The organism is Agrobacterium larrymoorei (genome assembly GCF_013322225.1).
In the GTDB taxonomy this organism is placed as follows: domain Bacteria; phylum Pseudomonadota; class Alphaproteobacteria; order Rhizobiales; family Rhizobiaceae; genus Agrobacterium; species Agrobacterium larrymoorei_A.
The window spans coordinates 43328-55010 of sequence record NZ_JAAMFB010000016.1 but is presented as its reverse complement, the minus strand read 5'-3'; the positions used below and the strand labels follow the sequence as shown (position 1 = coordinate 55010).

Sequence of the window (11683 nt, the reverse complement as noted above, 5' to 3'; positions counted from 1 at the left end):
CGGGATATAAACGCTAGAAGTTCGTTCTTCTTTTATTCCCATATCAATTGGCAAAGCGCCTATTCCAAGGCATTTTTCCTTTCAGGCTCCACGATCCGTATCGAAAGCGGCATCGACCGGAAGCTGGAGTGCTGTTGCGAGCTGGTTGGTCTTTGCCGCAAGCGAAATGACCCGCATCAGATCGGCATGCTGTTCGCTCGTCATCCCTTTTGCCTTTGCGGCGGCTGTGTGAGAATGGGCGCAGTATGAACACCCGTTGGTGACCGACACCGCGATGTAGAGCATTTCTTTCACGAGCGGATCGAGCGCGGATGGCGTGGCCATCACGGCTTTCACTTCTCCCCACGTCTTTTCCAGTAGATCGGGGTCAAATGCGAGATAAAGCCACATGTTGTTGATGGAATCGGATTTCCGCGTACTGCGGATATCGTCGAACACTGCTTTGACGCGTGGATCGGCTTCCGGATTCTGGTGCTTGGAGACGGTGGTCATCGATTTTCCCTCCGATGGACTGTATCATGCTTGAAGACCGTACCGGCCGTAGGCTCACGTCTTTCTTGGCAAGAGGGTCGTTTATCATGATAACGCAACCGGAAATACTTTAAACCGGTCCGATTTCCGTTCACTGCGATACAAAGCAGCCTGAATTACAATTCGTTAAGAAACGGAATCTTGCGTTGCGTTGTTAAGCACGAGCAAAGATACTGCCGCAAATCATCCGGCTGCCTGTGCGAAAGCCGTGGCGTAGGTACGGAAAGATCATACGGAGAATTGCATGCGGGTTTGGAAGCAGGTTGGTGTCAGTCTTGCTGTTGTCGGCGCTGGTTTCTGTCTTTGGGCGTATAACTCGTCCACGGCTAAGGACATGTTGGCCAAAGCAGGTCTCGTCAACGCTGAAAAGCCTGCTCCGCAATCTGCATCTGGCTCTCCAGCGCGTGCTGGTGGACAGGGTGGTGGCCGAAATAATGCGACGCTGGTGATAACTGCACCTGTGAAGACTGGCACCGTGAACGACCGCGTGAGCGCCATCGGCAACGGGGAAGCGATCCAGTCCGTTGTCGTCACCCCACAGGCTTCAGGTCTTATCTCCGAAATTCTCATTTCCTCCGGCCAGAGGGTCAAGAAAGGCGATGTTCTGGCGCGGCTCGATGATGACGAACAGGTTATCGAGCGGGAAAAGGCGCAGGTTGCGCTGAAGAGCGCAATCGACAAATCCAGCTCCTACAAGAACCTGCAATCCGTTGCGCGACTGGATGTTCTGGACGCGCAGATCGCGGAAGAGGCGGCAAAACTGGCGCTCAGAACTTCCGAACTCAATCTTACGCGTCGCAACATCGTTGCTCCCATCAACGGGATCGCGGGTATCGTGGCGGTCAATATCGGGGACAACGCAACAACGCAGTCCAGTATCGTAAGCCTCGATGATCGCTCGAAAATATTGGTCAACTTCTGGGCGCCTGAACGGTTCACCACTGCCATCAAGGTTGGAATGCCGGTGGAAGCGACGTCCATTTCGCGTCCCGGGGAGACTTTCAAGGGTGAGGTTGAAGCGGTCGATAATCGCGTCGATGAGGCAAGCCGGACGATCAGGGTTCGCGCCGTATTCGACAATGCGCAGGATACGCTGCGCGCCGGCATGTCATTTGGCGTCACCATGCGCTTCGAGGGCGAAAATTATCCTTCGGTCGACCCGCTCGCCGTGCAGTGGGATGCCGAGGGCTCCTACGTGTGGCGCGTCACGGATAATAAATCATCTAAAGTCCGCGTACAGGTGGTGCAGCGCAACCCGGATTCCGTGCTTGTAAAGGCCGGGCTGGGTGAGGGGGATCTGCTTGTGACGGAAGGCTTGCAACGCGTACGCGAGGGCGGCACGGTGCGGATTGGTAATGAACCGAAAGCACCGGAGGTCGCACGCCAGTGAGTGGTTCCATCAACGGACAGACGCCTCAAACGGGCCAGGATTCGAAGCTGGCCTTTACCGCGCTTTTCGTGCGCCGTCCCATCCTTGCTGCGGTTTTGAATACGCTGCTCGTCGTTGCCGGTCTTGCCGCACTTGCCGGTGTGGAGGTACGCGAACTGCCGGATGTGGACCGACCTGTCATTTCCGTGCGCACCACCTATGACGGCGCTTCGCCCGAAACCATCGATCAGGAAGTCACCCAAACCATCGAAGGCGCCGTTGCCCGTGTCAGCGGTGTTAAATCCATATCATCCGAATCACAATTCGGTACCAGCCGTGTGACGATGGAATTCGGCGACGATATCGATCTGGCTGTTGCGGCGAACGATGTGCGCGATGCTATCGGTCGCATTACCAACCAGATGCCGGACGATGCCGACGAGCCGCAGATCATCAAGGCGGATTCCGATAGCCAGCCGATCATGCGGCTTGCGGTCACCTCTTCCACGCTCAGCATGGAAGACCTGACGAACCTTGTGGACGACGAAATCATCGACCGTCTCGCCGCCGTGGATGGTGTGGCCGACGTCGAAATGTACGGTGATCAGGAAAAGGTCTTCCGCATCGATCTCGATCAGGCGGCACTGGCCAGTCGGGGCTTGACGGTCACGGATGTTTCGAATGCCTTGTCGACTGCCGCGCTCGATGTGCCAGCGGGTTCACTCAAAAGCTCTACACAGGATATCGTCGTGCGCGCCACGGCAAACCTCACGACGCCTGCGGAATTTGAAAACCTGCTGATCAAGGACCGGGTACGTCTGCGCGATGTGGCTAGTGTTCAATTGGGTGCGGATGACGAAAATACCTCTCTTCGTTCCAATGGCGTACAGGGCGTCGGTCTGGGCGTCATTCGTCAGGCACAGTCCAACACGCTCAACATTTCCAACGGCGTGAAAGCGGCGGTGGAGTCGATGACGCCAAACCTGCCGGAAGGCACGCGGGTCGTCGTGACAAGCGACGATGCGGTGTTTATCGAGGGTGCGTTGCACGAGGTGGAACTGGCGCTTGGCCTTTCCGCTGTGATCGTTCTCGTCGTGCTTTATCTCTTCCTGCGGGATTGGCGCGCCACCCTCATTCCAGCGATCACCATGCCCGTTGCGCTGATCGGTACGCTGGTCGCGATCTATATGGTGGGCTTTTCCATCAACATCCTCACCTTGCTCGCCATCGTTCTGGCAACGGGTCTGGTTGTCGATGACGCCATCGTGGTTTTGGAAAACATATTTCGACGCCGCGCCGAAGGCATGGGGCCGCGTGCGGCTGCCGTACTCGGCACTCAGGAGGTTTTCTTCGCAGTCATCGCCACCACCGCCACTCTTGCCGCCGTTTTCATTCCGCTATCGTTCCTTCCTGGTCAGTTGGGCGGGCTGTTTCGCGAATTTGGCTTCGTGCTGGCATTCGCGGTGGGTCTTTCGTCAATCGTCGCGCTGACGCTTTGCCCCATGCTCGCTTCCCGAATGCTCAAGAACAATGTGGAGGATCAGACCGGGCCGCTCGCATGGTTTGGCAATGTCTTTGCAACGACTTACAAGAACACGCTGTCAGGATGCCTCAACAATCCACTCATCGTTATCGTTGTCTCGCTTGCTTTTGCAGGTGTGTCCTGGGTCGCCTTCGGCATGGTGCAGAACGAACTGACGCCGCGCGAAGACCGCTCCTCACTTTTCATGCGTGTGACGGCACCGCAGGGCGTGAGCCTTGAATATACGCGCGATCAATTGCAGCGGATCGAAGAGAACCTCAAGCCGTTGCGCGATAGTGGCGAAATCCGCAACATCTATTCGATCACCGGCATGAATGGCTCGTCCAACTCCGGCTTCATGGTGCTGACACTTGCGCCCTGGGGAGAACGCGAGCGCACGCAGAACCAGATTGCACAGGACGTCAACGCGGCCGCGCAGAAGGTTCCGGCCCTTCGCGGAACGGCTTCGCAGCCGAACAGCCTGCGTATTCGCGGTGCGGGCAATGGCCTTAGCATGGCGATGGTCGGCAGCAATTATGGAGCACTGAACGAAGCCACTCAGAAGTTGCTTCGCGCAATGGAAGAAAGCGGCCTGTTCGACACACCGCAACTGGATAATGAACCCAACCAGGCACAGCTCTCCGTTTCGATCAATCGTGAACGGGCATCGGACCTGGGCATCGATATCACCGGCCTGTCTCACGCAATGCAGTCGTTGCTGGAAGGGCGCTCGATTGTGGATGTGTTCGTAAATGGCGACGCCGTTCCAGTTCGGCTTTTGTCGTCAACGCGCCCGATCAACGATCCGACCGACCTCGAAAACGTCTTCCTCAAGACAGAAGACGGCAGGATGGTGCCGATGTCCACCATCGCCACGCTGAAGGAGACAGCCGTCGCGCCGGAACTGAACCGTGAGCAGCAGCTTCCATCGGTCGGTTTTTCCGCAAATCTGCGCGATGGCGTCTCGCTGGGCGAGGCGGTCGCGAAGGTCAATGAGATGGCGCAGTCGATATTGCCATCCGGCGCGCGTCTTCTGCCACTCGGTGAGGCGGCAACGCTTGAGGAGAATTCCAGCGGTATGTTGCTGACCTTCGGCTTTGCCATTGCCATCATCTTCCTTGTATTGGCGGCACAGTTTGAAAGTGTATTGAGCTCGATCATCATCATGACGACCGTCCCGCTGGGTCTGGCCTGCGCCGTTATCGCGCTGCTCGTCACCGGTTCCAGCCTCAATGTCTATAGCCAGATCGGCCTTGTGCTTCTGGTCGGTGTGATGGCGAAGAACGGCATTCTGATCGTGGAATTTGCCAACCAGCTGCGGGATCGCGGAGCGAGCGTGCGCGAAGCCATCGAGAAGGCGTGCACCATTCGCCTGCGGCCTGTCATGATGACGATGATCGCAACGATCCTCGGCGGTGTGCCTCTTGTGCTGGCGCAGGGCGCGGGCGCGGAAGCGCGCATCGCGCTCGGCTGGGTCATCGTCGGCGGTCTTGGCCTCGCGACGCTGGTGACGCTCTACATCACGCCGGTGTCCTATCTGTTGCTGGCCCGTTTTGCCAAGCCGCACGCGGACGAGGAAATCCGCCTGCACCGCGAGCTGGAAACGGCCATCCGCCGCCGGGCCATCGAAGAGGACAAGCCGCTTCTCGCTGCCGAGTGAGGTGGCGGCATAGCATCTGGACAAAGCCAGATCAGTGTCTCATACCAAGCCGGACTTGCGGAAAGCGAGTCCGACTTTTGTATTGCAGTGGAGACCCTCATGGCCCTCAAGGATGTCGTATCGGGATTTAGAAACGAAGCGGCTGTTTCTGCCGTTCTCGGTGTTCTGAAACAGCAGCTTGGGGACAAGCTCCAGACCGGGCTGTCCTTTCGTGAACAGCACTCCCATACAACAACCTATCTGACGACACAGTTGCCGGACGGCGTGGTGTTTGCCGAGAGTGCGGACGACGTGAAGGCGGTGGTAAAGGCCTGCGCGGAGCACAAAGTTCCCGTCATTCCCTTTGGGATAGGCTCTTCGCTGGAAGGGCAGGTCAACGCGCCTTCAGGCGGCATTTCTGTAGATTTCAGCCGCATGAACCGTATCATCGAGGTGAACGCCGAAGACCTGGATGTGACGGTGGAGCCGGGCGTCACCCGCGAGCAGCTCAACACCTATCTGCGCGATACGGGCTTGTTTTTTCCAATCGACCCAGGCGCAAACGCTTCCATCGGCGGAATGGCATCCACACGCGCATCCGGCACCAATGCCGTACGCTATGGCACCATGAAGGATAATGTTCTGGCCGTTACCGCCGTGACCGCGAATGGCGAGGAAATCCGCACCGGCAGACGCGCGCGCAAGTCTTCCGCAGGTTACGATCTGACGAGGTTGTTCGTTGGTGCGGAAGGCACGCTCGGCGTGTTGACCTCCGTTACATTGCGCCTACAGGGAATTCCTGAAAAAATTGCTGGTGGGGTTTGTTCGTTCGAAAGCATCAAGGCTGCTTGCGATGCGGTTATCATGACGATCCAGATCGGCATTCCTGTTGCCCGTATCGAGCTTCTGGATGAAGTGCAGATTCGTGCATGCAACGCTTATTCCGGCCTCGGTTACGACGAGAAGCCGACGCTGTTTGTGGAGTTTCACGGCACGGATGAAACAACGGCGCTGCAATCTCAACAATTCGCGGAAATTGCCGCCGAATACGGCAGCACGGATTTCAAGTGGACAGGCGATGCTCAGGAGCGAAACAAGCTCTGGAAGGCGCGCCATGATGCCTATTGGGCATCGCGTGCGCTTGCGCCGCATCTGGACGGCCTTTCGACCGATGTTTGCGTACCGATTTCGCGCCTTGCCGACTGCGTGGTCGAAACGCAGGGGGACATTGCTGAGAACGGGATGTTAGCGCCGATCGTCGGCCACGCGGGTGACGGTAATTTCCATGTTCTGGTGCTGTTCGATGGCAAAGACCCCGAAAGTGTAGCAAAGACGGAAGCCTTCGTCGCCCGCCTCAACCGTCGCGCAATTGCTTTCGACGGCACTTGCACGGGTGAGCACGGCATAGGGCAGGGAAAGATGAGTTTTCTGGAAGAAGAAGCCGGAAATGCGCTCGATATGATGCGTGCCATCAAGCGGTCACTTGATCCCGATAATATTTTCAATCCGGGCAAGCTTTTCCGTCTTTAACGCGGTTAGGCAGGTTCTAATTGACACTTGCCCTCAAGCGAAAAAACGCTAATTTCATCAAGGATTAAAGGAGACGTCGGGTCGTGCTCGGACGCATATTGGTTTTTCTGGGCGGGCTCTTGGTCGTGACGCTGTTTGCGGCGCTCCTGATACCTTACTTTATCGACTGGACCGATTTCCGCCGCAATTTCGAAGATCAGGCAAGTCGTATTCTCGGCAAGAAGGTCGTCGTTCACGGCCCTGTGGAGGCGCGTCTCTTACCTTTTCCTTCAGTCACGCTGCACGACGTGCGCGCCGGAACGGATGCCGATGGCTCGCCGCTTATTCAGGTGGCCCGCTTCTCGATGGATGCTGAACTGGCGCCGTTTCTTTCTGGTGAAGCGCGTATCTTCGATATGCGCATCGAAGAACCAAAGGCAAAAATCCGGTTGTTGAAAGACGGTACGCTGGACTGGATGCGCGGCGGTCGCGCTGAAATCCCAGCCCGCACCGTCGTTCTGGAAAGTGTCAATATCGAAGGCGGACAGATCGAGTTCATCGATGAGCAATCGGGTCGTAATCGCACGATCAGCGGGCTGAATGCGGCAATGTCGGCAAAATCGCTTGCCGGTCCATGGCGTGCCGATGGCAGGGCTGCGATTGATGGTCATGCCGGATCTTTCTCGCTGAGCAGCGGGGAGCCGGACCCGACTGTTGGTCGAATGGGCCTGCGTCTGCGGATGCAGCCGGATGAGTATCCGGTCGAGATCGATCTGGACGGCGGCATTGGTGCTGCTGCCGGTCGCCCGGTTTACAGCGGTTCCTTCGCCTTCAATTTTCGGCAGGACGACAAGCAGAAGCAGCAGAACGACCAGTCCATGTTTTCCGCGCCGCGTACGCGAGGCAGCTTCGAGCTGACGAACGGGCGCGTTCGTATACCAAGCTACCGCATGGAACTCGGCGGCACGGAAAACCCCTACATTGTAACCGGTGAAGCAACACTGGACACGGGTACCGAGCCGGAGTTCCTGCTGACGGCGGATGGCCAGCAGATCGACTTCAATCGCTTTGCGCCAGCCCCCGTACAGGCGGGGAAGACCTCTCGTGTACCGACAGCTTCCGTGCGGCAGCGCATCGAAGCCTTCGCGGGGCTGATCGCGCGTATTCCCGTTCCACAGGTTCCCGGCAAGGCGAGTATCAGCCTTCCGGCGCTGGTTTCCGACGACACGACCATTCGCGATATCCGTCTCGAGGTGCAGCCCGATGGCGCGGGCTGGCAAGTGGTGAATGCAGTGGCTGTCTTGCCCGGCAGAACGCAGCTGGAAGGCAAGGGTTCGCTGACCCTGACGGGTGGTCCCGCTTTCAACGGCGATATGCTGGTGGCGTCCAACCAGCCGTCCGGTCTGGCAAACTGGCTGTCCGGCACGGTCGATCCCGCCATCCGGCAGCTCAACGCAGCGGGTTTTTCCTCTAAGGTTTCACTGACGACACAGGCACAACGCTTCGACGATCTCGAGCTCGCCATCGGTCAGGCTTCTCTCCACGGCAGCCTGGTGCGTCAGTCGATGGAGAAGGGAGCAAGTATCGATGTCGATCTTTCCGGTGACGAGATAGATCTGGACGCCCTAAAGGCATTGGGAGGTCTGGCGCTCGGCGATCAGGTCGGGGGCACGGTTCTCGACCACCGCATCACCGCGAAGTTCAAGGCAGACCGATTCAACATGTCGGGCGTGACTGCCAATAAGGTGGAAACCGCTTTCACGCTGGCCGACGGTGTATTGTCGCTCGACACGATGAATGCAGGCGATATTGCCGGCGCCGAAGTGCGTGCCAAGGGACAGCTACAGGGTTCCTTGCTGGAATATGCAGGCAAGGGAACAGTCAATGTTCACGCTGTCGATATGCAGCCGGTTTTCGATCTCCTTCGGCAAAAACTGCCAAACCATCCTTTGCTGGATCGTCTCGTCAAAAGCGCACCCTGGTATGCAAATTCCGATGTCGCGGTGGATCTTTCGGTCGACAGCAACAATGGCGGCGCGAACGCTGCCGTGTCCGGCACGATCAATGGCAGCCGCGTATCGGCCGTCGCCAAGCTGCCGGACTTTTTGTCCATCACCGACGACACGGCGTTGACGCTAGAGGCGGTTCTCAAAAACCAGTCGACGGCCATTCTGTTCGGGCAGGTGGGACTGGATCCGCTTCCTTTCGATGCGGATGGTGAAGGTCTTCTGTCTGTGAAGCTGAATGGAACATTGGGTTCCTCGGCACAGACGGACGTCCGTTTCTCCACCGAGCGTACGCATTTTTCCGCCAATGGTAGCTTTTCGCTGGCTGCGTCCAATTTCGGTGAAGGTAGCGCCGATTTGGCGCTCGAAAGCGTCGATATCGAGCCTTACCTTATCATGAATGCCATCGGTCTGCCGCAGCTTGGCGGTGGCATGGCAATGAAAGGCAATGCGAAGCTCGCCATCGATAGTTTGAAGGCAACGTTCTCTAATCTCTTGGGGCAAGCGGGCGGTAACAAATTTTCCGGCAACCTGACTGTTGCGAAAGCCTCGCCACACAAGGTTACCGGTGATCTTACGCTGGATAACGTCGATCTCGCCTGGCTGGGCGATACGATGTACGGGCCGGTAATAGATCCTGAATCTGGCGCACTCAACGCCAAACCAGTCGCGCTTCCGGCGTTTCCATGGCTCGATGCGTCACTGTCGGTAAAGGCAGCGAATTTCCAGGCTGGCTCGTTCGGCACTGTAAGCGCGCTTTCCTTCGCCTTGAACCACGCCAACGGCACATTGTCTCTCAACGACGTGACAGGTGACTGGATGGGGGGCAAGGTTTCAGGCCGCGTGGCGATGGCAACTGGCGAAAGCGCCGGTATCTTCCGCACGAAAATCGCAATTTCCGGTGCCAACCCCGACAGCGTGATGTGGAAGAGCGGCAACGCTCCTGTCGCGAGCGGTCGTTTCGCCGTCGATATGACTGTGGAAGCAACCGGCAAAAGCGTCGCCGAGCTTTTGTCTTCGGCTGGTGGTTCCGGCGAAATCCGCACGGGTGGTCTTGTCGCGCGCGGCCTCAACCAAAATGCGTTTCAGCCATGGCTGCAGGAAGCGAACGCGTTGCAGAGCAATATCGATGCTGCCAAGGTGCGCCCGCTGGTGGATGCACAGTTGTGGCAGGGCGAAATTCCGCTCGGTGAAGTCTCAATGCCGTTCACGATCAGCGATGGCAGTCTGCATATGCAGAATGTGTCGGCTGCAACGCAGCAGGTCTCGTTTAATGGGCAACTTGCCCTGAACCTTGCTACCGAGACGCTGAACGGCGGTATCGAAATGAAATTCAATCCCGGGATTGAGGAACTTGCCGGTGCAGAGCCATCGATCCGGCTGAACTATACCGGTCCGCTCGCGCAACCGGCACTGACTACGGATGTCTCCGGCCTCACAGGTTATCTTTCGCTGCGCGCCTTCGAGCGCGAGCGCCGCCGCGTCGAGGCGCTTCAGGCCAGCGTCATGGAAAAGCAGCGGCTTCGGCGTGAGGTTGCGCTATACCGCTTTCAGGCTGCCGAACGTCAGGCCGCGAAAGAACGCGCGGAAGCCGCCGAAAAAGTAAGGCAGGCGGAAGAAGAGCGACTACGCACAATTGCACAGGAACGTCTTCAGGCCAAAAAGGAACAGCAGGAGCGCCTGCAACGCGAACAAAGCCAACCTCAGTCCGGTCCAGCTCTTAGCGTACCGCCGACGGAGGAGGTTATCCGCCAATTCTCCAACCCGCCGAATACGGCAACGCCTTAACGTTTCTCCGCAAAGATTATTTAGCTGATATGGCTACTTATGTGACTTGAGCCAGTTGAGCACGTACACTCGCAGAGATGAAGACAGGTTGCTGTCTTCTGGGCGATTGTCATCTATTTCTGCCAGAAGTGCCGCAAAACTCATTTTGCGCTTTTCAGCAATTGATCGAAGCTCGTCCCAAAACGCATCCTCCAGCGAGATGCTGGTGCGGTGGCCGTGAAGGGTTGTGGAGTGCTTTCGGATCAAAATTGCGGCTTCCCAAACTGGCTCAGGGTTTTGTCAGTCTGATTCATGTTGTGCCTGCAAGTATATGAAATTTATGATTGCTGGCTCTCGATAACGCAGATCGGCGGTGGGAGTTCCGCACTTATCCGGTGCCGGAAAAATTTAAACTCACCAATGGAGCTAAGGCCGGATTTGTTGCCAGCAATCATTCGACCCGCCTGTCCGAAACCGTCGTCACGTTCCGGCCGGCTGGTGATCCAAAACCTACCTAATCCGGCAGGCTGTCTTTCTTCTCCAGCTTGCTTTGATCGAGCTTTTGGCTGGCCTTCTTGTTGATGGTAGATGTCAGGGTCTTTTCGGCTTTGGTTCTGCCGAATGACAGGCGGTTTTGCTCCGCCTGTTTTTCCTTTTCGGTACGAGTTTTCTGCTTGCGGAACTGGCGCAGATTCACGACATCGCCCGTCATGCGGCTCTCTCCGTCTGGTGCAAGGTCAGATGAGCAGGCCAAAGCCCGCAGAGGCATTATTTGTTCTTGCGGAACGCATCCAGCGAAACGACCGATCCAGCCTTCTTTTCGTCGTCTGACTTCTTCTCTTCGGAAGAAACAGGCTTGCCTTCGGCTGGGGCAGGGTAGGCCGTGATTTCAGCCTCAACGACTTCTTCCTCTTCGGAAAGCGGCACGTCGAATTCAAGCTCGAAGTTCACGGATGGATCGTAGAACCCACGGATTGCATTGAACGGAATCACCAGCTTTTCAGGGGTATCCGAGAAAGACAGACCAATTTCGAACTGGGTTTCGGTGACCTTCAAATCCCAGAACTGGTGCTGGATCACGATCGTCATCTGCTCGGCATATTTCGCCTTGAGATGCTGGGAAATACGGACACCGGGAGCGCCGGTGAGAAACGTGATGAAGAAATGGTGTTCGCCGGGCAGGCGGCTGGTCGCCGCAACTTCGCTCAGTACCTTGCGAATAACGCCGCGAAGGGCATCCTGTGCGAGAATGTCGTAACGGATATGATCCTGCCCCATACGGTCCTGTCTTTCCTTATTCGAACGTCTTTTACCTAAGTATACGCAATGTCTTAGAGCGC

General features: G+C 57.1%; 8 protein-coding genes. 4 read left to right on the top strand and 4 right to left on the bottom strand.

What is annotated here, in order from left to right:
• Window positions 1-81: 81 nt before the first annotated feature.
• The gene (locus G6L28_RS09120) at window positions 82-492 is read right to left on the bottom strand and encodes a carboxymuconolactone decarboxylase family protein (RefSeq protein WP_174063449.1); all 411 of its coding nucleotides are present in this window, start codon (window positions 490-492) and stop codon (window positions 82-84) included.
• A 283-nt stretch (window positions 493-775) separates the two neighbouring features.
• Here G6L28_RS09120 and G6L28_RS09115 point away from each other — a divergent pair, with 283 nt between their 5' ends.
• The 4 genes from G6L28_RS09115 (at window position 776) to G6L28_RS09100 (ending at window position 10364) form a co-directional block, all read left to right on the top strand.
• Complete coding sequence (locus G6L28_RS09115; RefSeq protein WP_174063448.1) at window positions 776-1921, top strand: efflux RND transporter periplasmic adaptor subunit; 1146 nt, start codon at window positions 776-778, stop codon at window positions 1919-1921.
• Window positions 1918-5082, top strand: coding sequence for an efflux RND transporter permease subunit (locus G6L28_RS09110; RefSeq protein WP_425292666.1), 3165 nt, complete (start codon window positions 1918-1920; stop codon window positions 5080-5082). The genes G6L28_RS09115 and G6L28_RS09110 overlap by 4 nt, the downstream gene beginning before the upstream one ends.
• A 99-nt stretch (window positions 5083-5181) precedes the next feature.
• Window positions 5182-6591 (top strand): FAD-binding oxidoreductase, encoded by a 1410-nt coding sequence (locus tag G6L28_RS09105; RefSeq protein ID WP_174063447.1) that lies wholly within the window; start codon window positions 5182-5184, stop codon window positions 6589-6591.
• Window positions 6592-6674: 83 nt separating this feature from the next.
• Window positions 6675-10364, top strand: a complete 3690-nt coding sequence (locus G6L28_RS09100; protein WP_174063446.1) for an AsmA family protein — start codon at window positions 6675-6677, stop codon at window positions 10362-10364.
• A 33-nt stretch (window positions 10365-10397) separates the two neighbouring features.
• Here the strand turns inward: G6L28_RS09100 and G6L28_RS09095 are convergent, their stop codons facing one another.
• The 3 genes from G6L28_RS09095 to G6L28_RS09085 all read right to left on the bottom strand — a co-directional run bounded on the left by G6L28_RS09095 (window position 10398) and on the right by G6L28_RS09085 (window position 11621).
• Window positions 10398-10610 carry a ribbon-helix-helix domain-containing protein gene (locus G6L28_RS09095; RefSeq protein ID WP_174063445.1) on the bottom strand — a complete coding sequence of 71 codons (213 nt, stop codon included), beginning with the start codon at window positions 10608-10610 and terminating at the stop codon, window positions 10398-10400.
• A gap of 247 nt (window positions 10611-10857) precedes the next feature.
• A complete protein-coding gene (locus G6L28_RS09090; RefSeq protein ID WP_174063444.1) occupies window positions 10858-11055 on the bottom strand; it encodes a DUF4169 family protein in 198 nt (65 codons plus the stop codon).
• Between the two features lie 56 nt (window positions 11056-11111).
• Window positions 11112-11621, bottom strand: a complete 510-nt coding sequence (locus G6L28_RS09085) for an SspB family protein (RefSeq protein ID WP_174063443.1) — start codon at window positions 11619-11621, stop codon at window positions 11112-11114.
• Window positions 11622-11683: the final 62 nt, after the last annotated feature.

Coding starts and splice junctions, on each gene's coding strand:
- G6L28_RS09115 (WP_174063448.1), top strand. CDS start 776: ATGCGGGTTTGGAAGCAGGTTGGTGTCAGTCTTGCTGTTGTCGGCGCT.
- G6L28_RS09105 (WP_174063447.1), top strand. CDS start 5,182: ATGGCCCTCAAGGATGTCGTATCGGGATTTAGAAACGAAGCGGCTGTT.
- G6L28_RS09120 (WP_174063449.1), bottom strand. CDS start 492: ATGACCACCGTCTCCAAGCACCAGAATCCGGAAGCCGATCCACGCGTC.
- G6L28_RS09085 (WP_174063443.1), bottom strand. CDS start 11,621: ATGGGGCAGGATCATATCCGTTACGACATTCTCGCACAGGATGCCCTT.
- G6L28_RS09090 (WP_174063444.1), bottom strand. CDS start 11,055: ATGACGGGCGATGTCGTGAATCTGCGCCAGTTCCGCAAGCAGAAAACT.